We start from the raw sequence: 15,972 nt of genomic DNA, 5'->3' as shown, positions 1-15,972 counted from the left end.
ATGAAACGGAGTTGTTATAACCATGAAGAAGAAAATCATCCTCGTCGCTGCTGCGATTCTCGCTTTCAGTGTATTGGCCGCATGCGGCAAAGCGGAGGATAAGAAGCCCGCAGGCGGAAATAACCATGCGGGTCATGGGGCAAGCGGTGGGCAAGAGAACACCGCAGGTCATTTGGAGAAGGGGGCGGAAGATATGGAGCACGGAGGCGGCCACGGCGGCCATGGCGCAGATGCGAAGGCTACGACGGAGAATCTTCAAGCATCATTTTCCTTCCCCGCAGGCGCCGCAAAAGCAAATGAAGAAACGGAATTGACCATTCAAGTGAAGGATAAGGACGGGAAACCGGTCAATAAATATGATGTCAATCATGAGAAATGGCTTCATCTCATCATCGTCAATCACGATTTGTCTTTCTTTAACCACATTCACCCCGAGTTTAAGGGAGACGGCACTTTTACGGTGAGTACGTCGTTCCCGGCTGGCGGGGAGTACAAAGTGTTTGCGGATTTTATTCCGGCTGGCGGGGCCAATACTACGCTCAGCGAGTGGGTGAAGGTGGAAGGCAAAGAAGGCAAGCATGCCGCGATTGCAGCTGACGCCAATCTTGTGAAAGAAGTTAATGGCAAGGAAATTGAGCTCTCTATGAGTGCCGCCAAACCGAAAGAAGACGTGACGTTGACTTTCAACATACGCGACGCGAAGACGAAAAAGGGTATCCATAATCTGCAGCCATATTTAGGCGCGGTCGGCCACGTCGTGATTCTTTCGGAAGATGCGAATCAGTATCTTCATGTTCATCCGATCGATGAGAAAGCAACCGGGCCCGATGCGAAATTTGCTACTTCTTTTCCGCAAAGCGGCACGTTCAAAATTTGGGGACAATTTCAGCACAATGGCGAAGTAATCACCGTACCGTTTGTCGTCCATGTGAAATAACGGAAGAGCAAAGGGAGATGATCATGGGAGAAAAGACGAAACTGGCGGTATCGCCTGCGATTCAAGTCGGGGGAAGCCTATTTACGCCGGATCAACTTGCCAAAATTGGTACGGTTGCCGGTTCGGACACCAAAATTGAAATGACCTCCTTCAAGCAGCTTTACTTGGAAGTGCCTCTTGATAAGCGAGAAGCCATCCAGGAAGAGCTTGAGCACGCCGGCTTGGAAGTGTATCCGGCCGGGTTTGCGACCAAGAGCCTGATCGCCTGCAACTTCTGCAAAGGCGCGGAAGGAGCCGGTCTGGAGACGGCTCGCATCTTGAATCGGGCGATCGCCGGCATCGCGACGCCAACGCCGCTGAAGATTGGCTACGCAGGCTGTGCGCTGGGCACAAGTGAGCCGCTGCTGAAGGATATCGCTGTCGTCAAAATGCGGGATACGTTCGATATTTATGTTGGAGGAGAACCTAAAGGCATCAAAACGGTGACAGGACGGCTGCTTGTCTCCGGCCTAACAGAGGAACGACTGGTCTTTGTGGTATCTACGCTTATTGATTTCTACAAGCAGCAAGCAAAAGGAAAAGAGAAGTTCAGCAAATTCGTGGACCGGATCACGATGGAGCAGTTAAAACAAATCGTCGCGTAAAGGAGTGAACGGCCATGCCGAAAATCGATCCGAAAGAACCAATCAAAATTTATACGATCCCGACCTGCAGCGACTGCCACTTTGCCAAGCGCTATTTCAATGAGAATCAAGTTCCGTTTGTTGACTACAATTGCGAAGAAAATATCGAATATGCGAAAGAAGTTTTGGAGCTGACAGGAAAGCAGGTCGTCCCAACCATCGTCATCGGCGACAAGGTGTTTGTCGGTTTTGCGGAGAACTTGAATGAAATAAGCAAACTCCTTGTAGGCTAAGACTTATAGAAGTCTCGCGCAGGCTCTATTTGTGTCCGTGTCATCCCTGTAAGCATCAGCAGTCATCTTTGGAAGATCAAACTCCACAAGAAAACAGGCTGCCTTAATGGCTGCCTGTTTTCCATTCTGAACCTAGGGGCTACCTGTTAGCCTACGAGCTGGATGCTGCCGTAGTCTGACATAGCGTATTTTTCACGGAGAAAGGCGCTTATAGCTGAACTTGTCGAGCGGTCTCCGTTTAGTTCCATGCAATCGACTGTATAAATTCCCGCAGTTCAATATTAAACCGTTCCGGTTGATCCCAGAAGACAGCATGTCCTGCCTCTTCATACAGCGCTAACCTGGAGTTAGAAGTGATTTCAGCGATTCGTTGTCCAACGGCAAGATTGACTGTTCGATCATGCAATCCTTGCGCGATAAGAACCGGCTTGGTGAGCGAGGCTAACAAATCATCATTCGTCACTTGCCTGGTAAAGATTCCTTGATGAACGTAAGCCGGGACAATTACATTACATCCTAGAAAGAAGTAATGCTCCTCCTGAGAAAGCTCTTTATGATGAACACATTGCTTTAACCACTGATCCAGAGCATTTATTCGTACCATAGGTTCATCCGAAAAAAAGCTTGTTGAATATTGCAACGTGGCGCCAGACAAATCAACCATAGCCGCTTCCCTGCCGAGTCGTGTTATCGCTCCGACAAAATGGATACCTCCAATATCCTTCTCCCCATAAATACGGATATAATCGAGAATGGGAATTCCGGCGAACGACCAACCGACTAATGCGGGCTGCATTAACTTCAGTTCTCGGATGACAGCGTGAATATCATCCGCCCACAACTGTGCTTCTCCATACCCGTCTTTCGGTTTCTGGGAAAGTCCATGTCCGCGCAAATCCATGGTGACCAATCGAAAATCCGAAGCAAGTTCTGAATGAATCTGCTTATTCCAACATAACCGGCTCTGCGATCCGCCGTGAATAAACAGGATATGGGGGCCATGAACATTGCCGAACTCCTCTACATGCAATTTAACGCCTCCACCTCCGGTTACCGAATGTACGGTGGGTTTTCGCCATTCATTTTGTAACGGATTATTACTCGACATATCCTATCCCTCCTTATTGTTAGAATCGTATAATTGTTCTTTTATGATGTCTAATTTATATTAATCATAAGAATCATGAGTTTTTGTAATCATTTGAGGAGGGCATTGGATGGAGTGGCAGCAGATTGAATATTTTATCGCAGTTGCGAATTTGCAGCATATGACAAAGGCAGCGAAAGAGCTCTCCCTCACTCAACCCGCATTAAGTCGTTCCATCGCCGCTCTGGAAAAGGAGCTAGGCGTGGCTTTATTTGAACGCAGCGGCCGCAACTTGGTTTTGAATCGGTATGGACGCCTCTTTCTGAAGAGGGCCAAGCTCGCTTTAATGGAAATGGAGAAGGCCAAACAGGAGATTGCGGATCAAATCAATCCTTATGGGGGAGTAATCTCTCTTAGTTTCCTTCATATGCTTGGAGCTCAATTAATTCCGTCCTTGCTTGGTTCGTTCCGGGATCGATACGCTGACATCCGATTCGAGCTGCATCAGAGTTCCAATGACGAGCTAATGAAGCTGATTTCAAACAATGATTGTGATTTCGGCATAACCACACCGGAGTTTGTGAATGACACTTTATATTGGCATTTAATAGGGAAATCGGAACTTTTCCTGGCACTCCCTCTTAATCATCAATGGGTTAATAAAAGCAGCATAAGCTTGGACGAGCTTCAGGAGGAGCCTTACGTCGGATTAAAAACCTCTTGCGGATTAAGCTTCACCATCCATAACCTTTTCGAAAAAACGCAGATTCGTCCGAACACCGTATTTCATGCAGATGAATTGGATACGGTAGCCGGTTTGGTATCTGCTGGATTTGGGGTCGCTTTGCTGCCAAAGACTTTAGGTCTTCAAAGCCATCCTTTGGTTTGGGTGAACGTGGATGAACCGGCATGCGAGCTTTCGGTTGGAATGGTTTGGAAAAAAACTAAACAACTTACCCCTGTATCTAATATTTTTCTTGAGTTCATACGTGAAAGGTATCCCATTGAATGAGTTCTCTGCAAGATGAAGTGACGTGGACATACAACGTGCGCTCATGGAGCCTAGACAGGGGAGTAATACAAAACAGACAGGAAGAAACCTCTCCTGTCTGTGGGTGCTTTTTAGAAGGAATAGGCTTCTCCGTCATCCGGTACGAGTACATGGGAAGCGATGCCTTTTTCCCGCAAAAAGCTTTTTAATTCTTTCCTGGATAAAGTCCAGTGGTTTACAGCTTCCATATGGACGGAGATGATGGTTGCGTTAGGAGCTGCCTTATACACCTCATGGATATCTTCTTTCCCCATGACCAGGGAACCGCCTTGCAGGAATTGATTGTCTCCGCCGTTAACCACGATAATTTCCGGGCGGTGGGACTCGATCGTTTCCCGAACGGCTTCGTACCATACCGTATCTCCGGCTACATATAACGTTTTCTCATCGGGGTGCTTGAAGACGACGCCGCATATTTCACCGGTCCGCTTCAGGATCTCCCCCCTTCCGTGCTCGCCTTTGGTTTTCTGGACCCGGATCCCCTCAAAGGCCGTATCTTCTCCTAATACCTGAACATTTCGGAAACCATCGTTTCTGACTGCCAATGCGTCTTCCTCGTTCTGCACGAACATTTGGATATCCTTGGGCAATGCTTCTTTGGCCGTGTCGTCAAAGTGATCCAAGTGCAAATGAGTCAGAATAACGGCGTCCACTTTAATGATATCGTCAAGGGAAGCCGGCAAACCGACCAAAGGGTTGAATTGATCCTGCCTTACGGAATTGGGGAAAGGAGGATATGCGCCTTTATCGGCCAAAAACGGATCGATCAGAAACGTATTTCCCGCATATTCCACAACCAGGGTTGCGTTTCGAATGAGGATAACTTTCATCTTTATAGCTCCTTTTCTTTTTGATGAGTAAAGTTTACGCCATACGCCATACGAGGTTACAGGGATGAAATCAAGTCTTTTTCGTGTTTGACTTGAATTTTGAAAGGATGGTGTTTATTTTGGATAAAGGGATAGATGGCAGGGTCACAAAAACAATTAAAGAGGGTTGGATCTAATGTTGGACCATACGGATAAGCGCATCCTGGAGGAGTTATCTAAAAAAAGCAGGATCTCGATGAAGGAACTGGGAGAGAAGGTTCATTTGACGGGGCAAGCGGTCGCATCCCGGGTCGTGAAGTTGGAAGAGAACGGAGTCATTGAGGGGTATACCGTTAAAGTCAATCAAGCGAAACTGGGGTTCGTTGTCCATGCTTTTCTTAATATCTATACAAAAGATCCCCGTCATCAACCGTACCTCGACTTTGTCAAAGCGCAGGAGACCTTCATCCTCCACAATTATAAAATCAGCGGTGACAGCTGCTATCTCATGGAATGCAGATTTCCATCCAATGAACGGCTGGATGAATTTTTGATGGACTTGAATAAGCATGCCAACTACAAATTGTCGATTGTCATATCCTAATAACTTTGCGCGATGATGCGACAACCGGTGGGAACAGCTCCATTCCTTCATGTGAAGGATGCGGCGAACGCGGCTGAAGTGATCGGCATGGTGATGACAATAGGAGTCAACCGCAACAGGGGCGGAATCAGGGCTTATACGGAAGAAGACATCTAATGGGTCGACTTTATTGTAAAAGCCGAAGGTGAGATGAGCTGTATTATGGGATATACTGTTATGAAGAGGACGGCCGGTCGGCCGTTAATTCATACGAAACGAAGGTAGGGATGGTCATGAATATTACTTCCTATAGGGTGGAGCAGGTAAAAGACCCGTTCCAAATTATTTCAGGCAAGCGGTTTGAGTTTATCATTGACATAGAGGTGCCGGAGGATGATGAGCTCCATACGGATAAAGGAGTGTATGTGCGGGTGGTGTATAGAGTGGATGGAGACGTATCGGGGATCGTCACCCACGATGTCAGGGAGAGGTCGACTGAGCGGATTCTTGATTTTGACCTGGAGGATGATGAAGAGGCTGTGATCGCCGAGTTTTGCAAGGAGCATTTGCCGGAATAGATAACTTTGGCCCTAAACAAAAAAATCTTTCCTTAGTCAACCAAATACTGGAGATATGTCGAAAGATCCTGAGCCACAAATATGGTGTGCGGGATCTTTTTTAGATGCCCATTGTGGATGCTCTCTTGGAGTAACCCTTATCTTAGTGTAAAATTTTACTCATCCTTTATAAGGAAGGGACTTTTGAGATGAACTCAACGATTTTACATATTGAGGATGATCCGGAAATTGGATCATGGGTCAGCGATTTTTTAACCGGACGGGGTTATGAAGTGATATGGTTAAATTCCGGACAAAATGTAATGGAGCATATGGGGCAAGCCGATCTTGTCCTATTAGACATCATGCTGCCTGGGTTAGATGGGTATACCATCGGACAGCGTCTTAAACAAAAGTACCCTGACAAACCCATTATGATGTTAACAGCCAGAACCTCCATGGAGGATAAACTACAGGGACTTTCCTTTGCGGATGACTATATGACAAAGCCGTATCATCCCGACGAACTAGAGGCGCGGATTCAAATTCTGCTCCGGCGCTCTGGCGTTGTCTCTGTCGATCTTATGCAGTTGGGGCATTTGAAATTAGATCGGAAAGTCAACCTCATTATGAATACGGAAACCGATACGGAAATTGTTCTGACCGGTAAACAATTTCATATTTTTATGTATTTTCTCGATCACCCCAATCAGATTCTAACCCAAAGGCAAATATATGAAGCCGTGTGGGAAGATCTCTATATCAAAGGGGATCGAACCTTAATGGTGCATATCCGTCATTTGCGTGAAAAAATAGAGGTTGATCCCAGTCATCCGAAGTTGATCGAGACGATTCGCGGCATCGGGTATAGGTTGAAGTTATGAATATTAGAAGATCGCTCGTCACCAAATATGTCCTGCTGATCCTCACCTCTATCCTCATGTGGCCTATTTTGCCGGCCCTCTATTATTTGCCCGGCATTTTGCTTAAACAAAAGGCGATACTTGATCCACTGGAAATAGAAGAAATGTGGAAACATGCAGCTGAACAACTAAATGACGCGGATGAGCTTGCAATCAATGAAAAGCTGGGTAAGATACAAGAAAACTATCAGAAAGCCGAGCTCTTTTGGGTCGACAAAGCTGGGAAAACCCATATGATCCATAAGCGCATCACAGAAATTCCCGATGAATGGACCCCCTCGAACCTCGTCAATTATCTCGATAGGAAGAAGACACTAGGCCTATTCACCGTAACCGCTGTGATGGGTACAGAAGACCAAAAAGGATTTATGGTTTTTCAGATCCCAAAATCTGCTACGACGCTCGCCATTAAGCCGGTATATGAAGATCTCTTATTAATCCTCCTTATAATTGTCGCAGGTGTTACGATCGTGATGGTATCCTTGTTGTTCTTTGTTAGCATTCGCAAAAGGCTTGTAAAACTTCAAACGGCAATGTCTGATACCGGAAACAACGGGATACCGGATGAAGTCGCAGTCAACAACAGCGATGAGATTGGACAGTTGGAAAAAGCCTTTAACCGGATGGTGACCCAATTGAAAATCAGCAGGGCACGGGAGAAGGAGGAGGAAAACCTTCGAAAACAATGGATCGCCAACATATCTCACGATCTCCGCACACCCATGACCATCATTCAACAGCATGCCTACACGGTTCAGAGCAATCCATCCTCACCCGGAGCAACGAAGTCCATGCAAATCATTATCAAAAAACTCCATGATGTTGGAAAATTACTCGAAAACCTGCTTACCCATACCTTGCTGTCAGCGGGCAAACACCCAATAAAACGGGAAGTTATCGATGTTATAGAGGAAATGCACCATGCCGCTGTGGAATGGTACCCTGTCTTAGAAAAAGAAGGATTTCGAGTGGAGATAGACTTACCGGACCAAGTCCTGAATTGGAATGTGGATCCCTTATGGCTGCGATGCATTCTGGATAACCTGGTGCAAAACGTGATCCGATATGCCCAATCCGGTCTATACATAGGGATTGGTTTTGTTGAACGGAATGGCATCATGTGCCTGTACATTGAAGATAAAGGAGAAGGAATAAAGCAAGACACAGAATCGAAAGGGGCCGGTATTGGTCTGTCCATCGTCTCCTTAATGACGAAAGAAATGGATATCGAGTGGGAGACATCTAGCTCTTCAAACGGGATAATCCATTATTTAAGCCAGAACTTAAACTAAATTTAACCTTCCGGTCACCTCAATTTCCCATTTAACGAGTAAAGTGGGATTTGAGGTGATTTTATTTAGGAAAGGTGTTAGGAATGGGTCGACGGGGACCATGTGGTCACAATCTAAAGTTTGAATAGGAGGATTTACAGATGAGAAAATCAATTGTAATCATTGCTATCGTTATTTTTATTATTGGAGTCTTGCATATTGTTGTAACTCCAATCGCTTACCAGGGATATACAATCGATGACCTTTGGTTTGCGAGTGCCGGTTTAGCCCTGATTTTTGTTGCTTTTTTAAATTATATTCTGATGAACATAAAGCAAAGGCAGACAAAAATTTTTGTTGTATGTCATGTGGCAAATACGCTGTTAACGATTTTGGTTTCCCTGCTTCTTACATTTGCCTTTGCTCCTCATATCCTTTTATTGTTTGTTTTATTAGTTCTGGAAACCTTACTTGTCATCAGATATCAGTTCTCTTCAAAATTCGATTAATGGCAAACCGCTATCAGAGATCTAGGGTAGGTTCTAAAGCACTTGTAGAGTTATTTTAGGAGGTAAGAACATGCAATACGAACAAAACTCGACCATTGACGACATGACAGGAACAGCAGAGTGGAAGGTCTCCCGATTAATGAAGATGCGAAGAATTTGCGGATATGGTGCTGCCTTAGCGGTGACTCCCTATCTGCTGATCAAAATCGCCTGGACTTTCGGCCTTTTCCTTCCGACCGAGCAAATGGGCGACGCCAGTTGGCGCGCGATCAACGCAGCAACCGCGGTTATCGCCGCGGTCGGCATCCTGCTGGCGATGGCGTTCTGCCGGCCGTGGGGGGAACGGCTGCCCGCGTGGCTGGTAGCCCTGCCCGTGTGGATGGGCACGGGTTTGCTCGTTCCCCTGCTGTTGCTAGCACCAGTGCTCGGCCCGGCCGCTATGAACCGGGACATGGAGGCAGGTGCCGCCGACTTCTGGGCCTACGAGCAGATCTTCGTCATGGTTTCACTGATCGGGGTCGGCATATGCCTGCCACTCGCCTTGGCGGGGTACGCCAAGGCACGGTGGCCGGAGGCACTGGGCGGTTCGACCGAGAGTGGTAAGCTGCAGGGACATACCCGGCAGCTGCAGATCCCCCTGGCAAGGATAGCCGCAGCCGGCTGCATCCTGCTCGGCGTCATCAAGGTATTCTGGGCGGCGGGCGGCACCCTCGGCATCGACCCGGGCCTGCTGGATGGCCGCGACGTGTGGTGGCAGCTGCTGACGTTGAGTACCGGGGTGTGGTCCTTAGCGGGGGCGTGGGGCTTGCTGGTGCTGACCTCCCGCCGCGGGTCGAGGAGGTTCTTGCCTCCCATGGCGGCGGCATGGATCTCCTCCGGAATGCTGTTCTCCTACAACCTCTTTTCCGCCATTCACCCCGATGCGCCGTCCTACCCGGAGTATCCGCTGGCACGGGTACTTGCCACAGAGGCCGGCATCGTCCTGGGTGTAATGATGTTGCTAATCATCCTGCTGGTGCTGCATGACCGACGTCATGCCCGACTTGAGTAGTTATTTCCCTTTATCGAAAGATCAAAATTGGTATTGGAATGGGTCTCTATTTGGTGGCTCTTAAGCCTTATTCCATCAGCTTTGATGAGGCAGCAACGATATCAGGTGGTGCAGCAACCGCTTGGCAGGCACTAATACATGATGGAGGGCTGCAAGCAGGAGAACGGGTCCTGATTCATGGAGCTGCTGGGGGAGTCGGATTATTTGCTGTCCAATTCGCCAAATGGAAAGGTGCGCATGTAATTGGGACAGCTTCTGCGGCAAATGTGGATTTTGTACGGTCATTGGGAGCAGATATAGTGATCGATTATTCCTCTACATCGTTTGAACAAGTCGTGCAGGATGTGGACCTTGTTCTTGACACCGTGGGAGGGGAAACGCTTGAACGCTCATGGGCTGTAATAAAATCCGGAGGAACTCTTATTTCCTTATTGGAACAACCGTCATTGGAAAAAGCGCAGGAGTTGGGCATCAGGGCATTAAAACCGAGCCGTCTTTCCACAAGTGAAGATTTGAAAGCCATTGTTCAATTAATGGAAGAGGGGATCGTGAAGACCATCATTGCCGGAACATTTCCTTTGTATGAAGCCGGTCTTGCCCACGAAATGAGCCAACGAGGACACGGACGTGGTCGTATAGTGCTTCATGTTTCAGATTAATCCATGTTTCCAATTCGGGTGACGCCAGCAACATTGGCAATGCATTCGTCGAAGAGACGTTCAAAAATAAGGCAGAGAAGAAGACCGCTCTCGATGAGCGGCCTTTTTATATTTAGGACCCAAGTCAAGACGGTCAAGAATCTCCGTCGTTTGAATAAACGAGAGAGATAGAGCTATAATGAGGGCAAACAGGCGGTAAGGAGTGCGGAAGGATGCCCAAGAAAGTCGCCCCATCATTTTTTTTCATAGGAAACCATCCGGCATTGGACTTTATAAATACGGAAGTCGTAAGCGATGGCAAGCTGGTGGATCTGCTAGGGACATGGGAGGATATCTTGAATTGGTTATCCCTAAGTCAGCTCTTTACAAAAGAGCAAATCCATGCCGTGAAGGAAAAATGGGGGCCTGCAGAAAGCAAAACACTAGTCGCGGATGCCGTCGAGCTCCGAACGAGCTTGCAAACGTTGGTTAAGCAGGCGATACAGGGAGCGGAAGGATCCGTAGAAGCCACAGAGCATGTTAACCGGATACTAAAGGATCAGGTTACGACGACAAGATTGCTGCGCCTCGATGGCGGATTCTTCGTGGAACGGCAGGTCGAGGTACGGGACCCGAGCGATTTGCTCATTCCGGTGGCTGAGGCGGGCGTTGACTTGCTCGCCCATGTCGATTTTGGATTGGTCAGGAAGTGCGGGAATCCGGATTGCGTTCTTCATTTTTACGACAACAGCAAGAACGGGACGCGCCGGTGGTGCAGCCAGAAGACGTGCGGCAACCGTATGAAGGTAGCGGCGTATCTGGAAAGGCGCAAACCTAAGGAAACCTAAAAAATCGCTTGTCTCAGACCAAGGTCTGGGACTATTTTCTGCTCTTTTTTATTAACCACTAAAATTGATGTTTACAGGTTAAAAAAATTGAACTATAATACTCTTAAGCCAGTTAAGATGGTTAAAAAAGGAGGTGGACCTATGAACGATGTGTTTCATGACGGCGAGCTGGCTGTGCAAGCTTTGGCGGGAGAACGGATTGTCGCGGAGCAGAACGGCAGGAACATCCAGAACATCCTTTTCAAAGGCGCGGCAGCCTTTCTGCGGACCCAATCTCTTCTTATTGCTTCGACTGCCGGAAAGGACGGTAAGGTATGGTGCTCGTTTCTGACCGGTGAACCGGGCTTCCTCCACGTCACGTCTGAAACGGAATTGACTATCGTATCGCGGCTTCCGGAGAGCGATCCCCTCCGTACCCATTTGAAAGCCAATCCGGAAATCGGCCTTCTGGCGATTGATTTCAGCAGGAGAATACGGATGAGAATCAATGGAAAGGGAGAATGGGATGGGGACCGGAACCTTACGGTAACCGCCGACCAGGTATACGGCAACTGTCCTAAATACATACAGAAACGATCCCTGCAGCCGAACGGAGGCTATCGTCGTACCGAACGAACGGCGTTTCACAGCCGGGTACTCGAGGCAAAGCATCAGGAGTGGATCGGCGAGGCGGATACTTTTTTTGTCGGAAGTGTCAGCCCGGAAGGAAAAATGGACGCCTCTCACCGTGGGGGACCGCCGGGTTTTGTAACGGTGGTGGACGACCGGACGCTCCTTTTTCCCGACTATTTCGGTAATTCTATGTTTAATACGCTAGGCAATATTTACAGCAATCCGAGCACGGGGCTTCTCTTTCTCGATTTTGACGGCGGCCACTCCCTGCAGCTGACCGGGCGATCCGAGATCGTCTGGGACAAGACGGAGGCTGCCCGGTTCCCGGGGGCGGAGCGGCTCGTCCGCTTTGAAATGGATGACCTGCTGCACATCGAAAATAACACCCCCATCCATTGGGAATTTTGCGAGTATTCTCCTGCGAACCCCCTATAAAAAGGAACGATATTAAATAATCCTATTGGAGGTATGAGAAATGGCAGTAGCAGCGAAATTTGTGATCATTATTCAGGCGAATTCCCACGACGTAGGCAAAGCGGTGCATGGCTTATTGTACGGGCAGGAGCTGCATGAACAGGGCTTTGAGGTCGATATTCTCTTCGATGGGGCGGGAACAGAATGGCCAAACGAGCTAAGTAAGGCCAATCATCCGTTCAACGGATTATATAAGCAGGTGGTGAAGTCAGGAATTGTGAAGGGCGGATGCCAGGCATGCTCGGGCTTTCACGATGTAGAGAATGAGATACAGGAGGCGGGGGTGCCGTTGGTTGGCCATGAGGAGACAGGGGGACATCTTCCGTTTGCCCAGTATATCAAAGACGGGTATTTTCCAATTGTCCTCTGAAGGGAAGGCCGTAATGCGCGAAACGTATTTCTCTAAAATGAAGGGATCGGGAAAAAGCCCTCTGCAAGTCCTTCCCTGGAATGCCTTTATGGGCTTCCTGGGTGGGCTGTTTACCATCGGGTTATTATCCACCCTGACCGATCTGACCTCGGCCGTATGGATTATGGCTCCGTTTGGCGCCAGCTGCGTGTTGGCGTTCGGGGTCTGGGAAGCGCCTCTCTCTCAGCCGAGAAACATCATCGGCGGGCATCTCATTTCCACTCTTGTCGGCCTGATCTTTTATCACAGCTTCGGCCCAGGCGTTCTGGTAACGGGGCTGGCGGTCGGTACCGCAACCGCTGCCATGATGCTGACGAAAACGACACATCCGCCGGCAGGTGCCGATCCGATTGTGGTGATCCTGGCAGGCAGTGGGTGGTGGTACCTGATTTCCCCGGTTCTGCTCGGCTCCGTCCTCGTGGTTATCCTTGCTCTTCTGGTGAATAACGCCAGCCGCCATCGGAAATATCCTACATTCTGGTACTAAACGTATACAAGACCATGCTTCGGCATGGTCTGTTTACAGGACCGATCGTTCACGGGAGGAGCTTCCACGTGCTCTCCGTGACAGCTTGCTGGCGGCTGCATTAATCCGGAGAATTGAGTCCTTTACTCCACCTTGACCCGTACGGTGGAATAGGCGTTATACCCATAACCTTTTCGGTTCCATCTTGCTTCCGCCGGTTGAGCGAATCCGAGCGAGTCCGCAGCCCTGGACATGATGGTGTACTCCCCTTTTTGGGTGGCGGCCCAGGTGTAGGTCCAAGTGATCCAACGATACGGATTTCCGGGATCTTTTTGAATGGCAGCCGGTTCCCAGTGGTTTCCCCCATCTGTGCTGATTTCAACCTTGGTAATGAATCCGGTTCCCGTCCAGGCCAATCCGTAAATTTGATGCGCCCCAACTTCCAACACGCTCCAGTCTATCGGTTGCTGAATGATAGAATCGACATGGATCGTAGTTACGGGCATTTTCCCCGCGTCGCTGTCTTTTTCCGGATAGTACATGTAATCGTTAGCTTGAAAAGGCCCGTTGAAAGGAGTGCGGATTACCGTTATGCTTCGGAGCCATTTGACGGAGGCCATCGCATACCACTGAGGAACAATTAGCCGAAGCGGATACCCTTGCTTGTAGGGGATCGGGTTCCCGTTTAGCGCATAAGCAATTAACGTATCCGGATGCAATGCTTTTTCCAAAGGAAGACTTCTTGCAAATACGAACTCGCCTTCAAGATCGGTACGGCTTCCGTAATCGGATCCTTCAAACAAGATTTCTTTTGCTGTCGCCTGCAATCCAGTCCACTTAAGCAGCTCTCTTACAGCCACTCCTTTCCAGACGCCCTGGCTCATGGCACCGCCTTCCCACTGTTCACCAAAAACCTTCGGAGCAAAATGTCTTCTATTGTTTCCGGAGCATTCCAAAACAACCATGATCTCTTTGGACGGTAAACGGAGTAAGTCTTGGTAAGAGAAAACCAGCGGCCTCAGAATCTCCCCGCCTACTGAAAGCTTGAACGATTGCTCGGATATTGCAGGATAGGGAAAATGATTTCTTCGGTAAAAGTACTGCTCTGGAGTAACGGCCGCAGAAATAAAAGGGATGGGGCTCTCTTGATTTTCCGGGATCAATCTTCGCGTAACTAGATAAGGCTTGCTTTCCGGCGAACGCATTGTTATGACCACCCGCTATGCTCGATATTCGACTTTCATCTGCAACCGATTATATGAGAGCACCGTAAACAGCATGATAAAAGGCGCGAACCTTTTCGCGCCTCAAATGCCGAACAAAGCTTAGCGTGCGAATATTTCCGTTTCGTGAGCAGGCCCCTGAGAATAAAACCAAGGTTAACGTTGAGATAGCGTTTGTTCGGCCATCTGAACCAAGCGGCGAACCATGTGTCCGCCGATCGCACCGGTGTCACGTGTAGCCATGAAGCCATAATAGCCATCGGCCGGAATATCAATACCGAGTTCCTTAGCCACTTCGTATTTCAACTGTTCGAGTCCTTGAGCAGCTTGAGGAATCACGATTTGGTTATTGCCTGCTCCCTGTCTTCTTGCCATGAAAACCCACCTCCATCTGGTTTCCCGTATTATGTGGAAATCTTATGCGCCTTATCCAACATTCTCATAGTTAAACGTTAAATAGTTCTTGCTACAATCGGAGAAGGAAGAGGTGTTGGTATGAGCTTTATTTCTCCGATGTTGCTTGAAACAGGCGATCAGCCCTTCAATGATGATCGTTACCTATTTGAACCGAAGATCGACGGCCACCGCTTGATCCTTTCGCATCGAAACGGCCAGACCAAGCTGTACACCCGGTACCAAAATGAATGCACCCGCCAGTACCCCGAACTGCTGCGCGTTCCAACGAATGACGATGTGATCTTGGACGGAGAGGTCGCCTGCATCGATCCGGATACCGGTGAAATCTGCTTGGAGTCGGTTATGGAACGATTCCGAACGACCAAGCAAACAAAGATTCAATACGCTTACAAGACCCAGCCCGTCCATTTTGTGGCCTTCGATATCCTAAGCCATAATGGCCGGGACCTACGCCGGCTGCCGCTGGCGGAGCGCAAAGTCATCTTGAACGAAGTGCTTGAGGACAACCATTACTTCAGCAAAAGCATGGTTGTCGATGGCCGCGGCACCGAACTGTTCCGGCTGATCCAAGAACGAAACATGGAAGGCATCGTCGCCAAGCGCAAGGACAGCATCTACGTCAGCAAGCGCAGCAACCAGTGGGTAAAGATTATCAATTGGCAGTACGCAGACGTTTACATAGCGGGCTATCGAAGGAAGGAATTCGGCTGGCTCGCTGCCGTTCCAACGGCCGATGGCCAGATGCGGACGGCAGGCGTCATTGAGCTTGGCGTCACGCCGGAGCAGAAGAGAGCATTTTATGGGGTCTGTAAACACCTTGTGATCGGGGAGGATAACCATTTCGTTCACCTGGATCCTCGGATTAGGGCGAAGGTCAAAATCCGGAATTGGACCCGAAGTGGAATGCTCAGAAGCCCTGCCTTTGTTGAATTCGCCTTATAAGGGGACACGCAGGACGTGCAAGTTGACATTCTATAGAAAGTAGTGTAAAAATAAAACAACTAAATACCCTATTTAAATTCATTGACGAGAACGAGTACGCTAATCCGTTGTTCCCCAGAGAGTTGGCCTTGTGCTGAAAGCCAATGTTCAAGAATTAGCTGAAAATCCTCTCCGAGAAGGAAAGCTGAAGTGGTATAGGTAAGCTGACCCGGGATCCTGCCGTTACAAAGGACGCGTATGATGGTACGC

At 48.6% G+C, this 15,972-nt stretch carries 21 protein-coding genes and 1 other annotated feature (1 of these 22 running past the window's edge); of the genes, 17 read left to right on the top strand and 4 right to left on the bottom strand.

Annotated elements, in window-relative coordinates:
- The first annotated feature begins 22 nt into the window (after positions 1-22).
- Genes MJA45_RS18420 through MJA45_RS18410 form a run of 3 tightly spaced genes read left to right on the top strand, consistent with a single transcriptional unit; the run spans position 23 to position 1,853 of the window.
- Complete coding sequence (locus tag MJA45_RS18420) at positions 23-937, top strand: hypothetical protein (RefSeq protein WP_315603369.1); 915 nt, start codon at positions 23-25, stop codon at positions 935-937.
- Positions 938-960: 23 nt separating this feature from the next.
- The gene (locus tag MJA45_RS18415; protein WP_315603368.1) at positions 961-1,581 is read left to right on the top strand and encodes a nitrite reductase; all 621 of its coding nucleotides are present in this window, start codon (positions 961-963) and stop codon (positions 1,579-1,581) included.
- Between the two features lie 14 nt (positions 1,582-1,595).
- The gene (locus MJA45_RS18410) at positions 1,596-1,853 is read left to right on the top strand and encodes a glutaredoxin family protein (protein ID WP_315603367.1); all 258 of its coding nucleotides are present in this window, start codon (positions 1,596-1,598) and stop codon (positions 1,851-1,853) included.
- A 238-nt stretch (positions 1,854-2,091) separates the two neighbouring features.
- Here the strand turns inward: MJA45_RS18410 and MJA45_RS18405 are convergent, their stop codons facing one another.
- The gene (locus MJA45_RS18405) at positions 2,092-2,961 is read right to left on the bottom strand and encodes an alpha/beta fold hydrolase (protein WP_315603366.1); all 870 of its coding nucleotides are present in this window, start codon (positions 2,959-2,961) and stop codon (positions 2,092-2,094) included.
- A 109-nt stretch (positions 2,962-3,070) separates the two neighbouring features.
- Between MJA45_RS18405 and MJA45_RS18400 the strand changes: the two genes are divergently transcribed.
- The gene (locus MJA45_RS18400) at positions 3,071-3,952 is read left to right on the top strand and encodes a LysR family transcriptional regulator (protein ID WP_315603365.1); all 882 of its coding nucleotides are present in this window, start codon (positions 3,071-3,073) and stop codon (positions 3,950-3,952) included.
- Positions 3,953-4,062: 110 nt separating this feature from the next.
- Here MJA45_RS18400 and MJA45_RS18395 read toward each other — a convergent pair whose 3' ends face one another.
- Positions 4,063-4,821: an MBL fold metallo-hydrolase gene (locus MJA45_RS18395; RefSeq protein ID WP_315603364.1), complete on the bottom strand. Its 759-nt coding sequence runs from the start codon at positions 4,819-4,821 to the stop codon at positions 4,063-4,065.
- Between the two features lie 175 nt (positions 4,822-4,996).
- Between MJA45_RS18395 and MJA45_RS18390 the strand changes: the two genes are divergently transcribed.
- The 12 genes from MJA45_RS18390 to MJA45_RS18335 all read left to right on the top strand — a co-directional run bounded on the left by MJA45_RS18390 (position 4,997) and on the right by MJA45_RS18335 (position 13,162).
- A complete protein-coding gene (locus MJA45_RS18390; protein ID WP_315603363.1) occupies positions 4,997-5,404 on the top strand; it encodes an Lrp/AsnC family transcriptional regulator in 408 nt (135 codons plus the stop codon).
- A 12-nt stretch (positions 5,405-5,416) separates the two neighbouring features.
- Complete coding sequence (locus tag MJA45_RS18385) at positions 5,417-5,560, top strand: hypothetical protein (RefSeq protein WP_315603362.1); 144 nt, start codon at positions 5,417-5,419, stop codon at positions 5,558-5,560.
- Between the two features lie 110 nt (positions 5,561-5,670).
- Positions 5,671-5,961: a DUF6509 family protein gene (locus MJA45_RS18380; RefSeq protein ID WP_407083057.1), complete on the top strand. Its 291-nt coding sequence runs from the start codon at positions 5,671-5,673 to the stop codon at positions 5,959-5,961.
- Between the two features lie 188 nt (positions 5,962-6,149).
- Positions 6,150-6,824 carry a response regulator transcription factor gene (locus tag MJA45_RS18375; protein ID WP_315603360.1) on the top strand — a complete coding sequence of 225 codons (675 nt, stop codon included), beginning with the start codon at positions 6,150-6,152 and terminating at the stop codon, positions 6,822-6,824.
- Positions 6,821-8,155: a HAMP domain-containing sensor histidine kinase gene (locus MJA45_RS18370; protein WP_315603359.1), complete on the top strand. Its 1,335-nt coding sequence runs from the start codon at positions 6,821-6,823 to the stop codon at positions 8,153-8,155. The genes MJA45_RS18375 and MJA45_RS18370 overlap by 4 nt, the downstream gene beginning before the upstream one ends.
- Positions 8,156-8,295: 140 nt before the next feature.
- The gene (locus MJA45_RS18365) at positions 8,296-8,643 is read left to right on the top strand and encodes a hypothetical protein (RefSeq protein ID WP_315603358.1); all 348 of its coding nucleotides are present in this window, start codon (positions 8,296-8,298) and stop codon (positions 8,641-8,643) included.
- 103 nt (positions 8,644-8,746) lie between these two features.
- Positions 8,747-9,694, top strand: a complete 948-nt coding sequence (locus MJA45_RS18360; RefSeq protein ID WP_315608054.1) for a hypothetical protein — start codon at positions 8,747-8,749, stop codon at positions 9,692-9,694.
- Between the two features lie 53 nt (positions 9,695-9,747).
- Positions 9,748-10,353: an NADP-dependent oxidoreductase gene (locus MJA45_RS18355; RefSeq protein ID WP_315608053.1), complete on the top strand. Its 606-nt coding sequence runs from the start codon at positions 9,748-9,750 to the stop codon at positions 10,351-10,353.
- A 212-nt stretch (positions 10,354-10,565) separates the two neighbouring features.
- Positions 10,566-11,180, top strand: a complete 615-nt coding sequence (locus tag MJA45_RS18350) for a CGNR zinc finger domain-containing protein (RefSeq protein WP_315603357.1) — start codon at positions 10,566-10,568, stop codon at positions 11,178-11,180.
- Positions 11,181-11,321: 141 nt separating this feature from the next.
- The gene (locus MJA45_RS18345) at positions 11,322-12,227 is read left to right on the top strand and encodes a pyridoxamine 5'-phosphate oxidase family protein (RefSeq protein WP_315603356.1); all 906 of its coding nucleotides are present in this window, start codon (positions 11,322-11,324) and stop codon (positions 12,225-12,227) included.
- A gap of 40 nt (positions 12,228-12,267) precedes the next feature.
- On the top strand, positions 12,268-12,636 hold the full coding sequence (locus MJA45_RS18340; RefSeq protein ID WP_315603355.1) for a hypothetical protein: 369 nt from the start codon (positions 12,268-12,270) through the stop codon (positions 12,634-12,636).
- Between the two features lie 13 nt (positions 12,637-12,649).
- Positions 12,650-13,162 (top strand): HPP family protein, encoded by a 513-nt coding sequence (locus MJA45_RS18335; RefSeq protein WP_315603354.1) that lies wholly within the window; start codon positions 12,650-12,652, stop codon positions 13,160-13,162.
- A 122-nt stretch (positions 13,163-13,284) separates the two neighbouring features.
- Here MJA45_RS18335 and MJA45_RS18330 read toward each other — a convergent pair whose 3' ends face one another.
- Together MJA45_RS18330 and MJA45_RS18325 are read right to left on the bottom strand one after the other, a co-directional pair.
- Positions 13,285-14,346 carry a sulfite oxidase gene (locus tag MJA45_RS18330; RefSeq protein WP_315603353.1) on the bottom strand — a complete coding sequence of 354 codons (1,062 nt, stop codon included), beginning with the start codon at positions 14,344-14,346 and terminating at the stop codon, positions 13,285-13,287.
- Between the two features lie 174 nt (positions 14,347-14,520).
- The gene (locus MJA45_RS18325; RefSeq protein ID WP_315603352.1) at positions 14,521-14,739 is read right to left on the bottom strand and encodes an alpha/beta-type small acid-soluble spore protein; all 219 of its coding nucleotides are present in this window, start codon (positions 14,737-14,739) and stop codon (positions 14,521-14,523) included.
- Positions 14,740-14,877: 138 nt separating this feature from the next.
- On the opposite strand from MJA45_RS18325, the gene MJA45_RS18320 reads away from it, so the two are divergent.
- Positions 14,878-15,723, top strand: a complete 846-nt coding sequence (locus tag MJA45_RS18320; protein WP_315603351.1) for an ATP-dependent DNA ligase — start codon at positions 14,878-14,880, stop codon at positions 15,721-15,723.
- Between the two features lie 72 nt (positions 15,724-15,795).
- Positions 15,796-15,972 (top strand) — a binding site (T-box leader); it runs 82 nt beyond the window's last position.

The sequence above is a fragment of the Paenibacillus aurantius genome, assembly GCF_032268605.1.
Lineage (GTDB): Bacteria > Bacillota > Bacilli > Paenibacillales > NBRC-103111 > Paenibacillus_AO > Paenibacillus_AO aurantius.
This window is presented reverse-complemented; position numbering and strand designations above follow the sequence as displayed.

Excerpts from the sequence above, each read along its gene's own strand:
- MJA45_RS18385 (WP_315603362.1), top strand. The coding sequence starts at position 5,417 with ATGATGCGACAACCGGTGGGAACAGCTCCATTCCTTCATGTGAAGGAT.
- MJA45_RS18360 (WP_315608054.1), top strand. The coding sequence starts at position 8,747 with ATGACAGGAACAGCAGAGTGGAAGGTCTCCCGATTAATGAAGATGCGA.
- MJA45_RS18415 (WP_315603368.1), top strand. The coding sequence starts at position 961 with ATGGGAGAAAAGACGAAACTGGCGGTATCGCCTGCGATTCAAGTCGGG.
- MJA45_RS18400 (WP_315603365.1), top strand. The coding sequence starts at position 3,071 with ATGGAGTGGCAGCAGATTGAATATTTTATCGCAGTTGCGAATTTGCAG.
- MJA45_RS18370 (WP_315603359.1), top strand. The coding sequence starts at position 6,821 with ATGAATATTAGAAGATCGCTCGTCACCAAATATGTCCTGCTGATCCTC.
- MJA45_RS18420 (WP_315603369.1), top strand. The coding sequence starts at position 23 with ATGAAGAAGAAAATCATCCTCGTCGCTGCTGCGATTCTCGCTTTCAGT.
- MJA45_RS18410 (WP_315603367.1), top strand. The coding sequence starts at position 1,596 with ATGCCGAAAATCGATCCGAAAGAACCAATCAAAATTTATACGATCCCG.
- MJA45_RS18320 (WP_315603351.1), top strand. The coding sequence starts at position 14,878 with ATGTTGCTTGAAACAGGCGATCAGCCCTTCAATGATGATCGTTACCTA.
- MJA45_RS18335 (WP_315603354.1), top strand. The coding sequence starts at position 12,650 with ATGCGCGAAACGTATTTCTCTAAAATGAAGGGATCGGGAAAAAGCCCT.
- MJA45_RS18365 (WP_315603358.1), top strand. The coding sequence starts at position 8,296 with ATGAGAAAATCAATTGTAATCATTGCTATCGTTATTTTTATTATTGGA.
- MJA45_RS18395 (WP_315603364.1), bottom strand. The coding sequence starts at position 4,821 with ATGAAAGTTATCCTCATTCGAAACGCAACCCTGGTTGTGGAATATGCG.
- MJA45_RS18390 (WP_315603363.1), top strand. The coding sequence starts at position 4,997 with ATGTTGGACCATACGGATAAGCGCATCCTGGAGGAGTTATCTAAAAAA.
- MJA45_RS18375 (WP_315603360.1), top strand. The coding sequence starts at position 6,150 with ATGAACTCAACGATTTTACATATTGAGGATGATCCGGAAATTGGATCA.
- MJA45_RS18330 (WP_315603353.1), bottom strand. The coding sequence starts at position 14,346 with ATGCGTTCGCCGGAAAGCAAGCCTTATCTAGTTACGCGAAGATTGATC.
- MJA45_RS18405 (WP_315603366.1), bottom strand. The coding sequence starts at position 2,961 with ATGTCGAGTAATAATCCGTTACAAAATGAATGGCGAAAACCCACCGTA.
- MJA45_RS18340 (WP_315603355.1), top strand. The coding sequence starts at position 12,268 with ATGGCAGTAGCAGCGAAATTTGTGATCATTATTCAGGCGAATTCCCAC.
- MJA45_RS18325 (WP_315603352.1), bottom strand. The coding sequence starts at position 14,739 with ATGGCAAGAAGACAGGGAGCAGGCAATAACCAAATCGTGATTCCTCAA.
- MJA45_RS18345 (WP_315603356.1), top strand. The coding sequence starts at position 11,322 with ATGAACGATGTGTTTCATGACGGCGAGCTGGCTGTGCAAGCTTTGGCG.
- MJA45_RS18380 (WP_407083057.1), top strand. The coding sequence starts at position 5,671 with ATGGTCATGAATATTACTTCCTATAGGGTGGAGCAGGTAAAAGACCCG.
- MJA45_RS18350 (WP_315603357.1), top strand. The coding sequence starts at position 10,566 with ATGCCCAAGAAAGTCGCCCCATCATTTTTTTTCATAGGAAACCATCCG.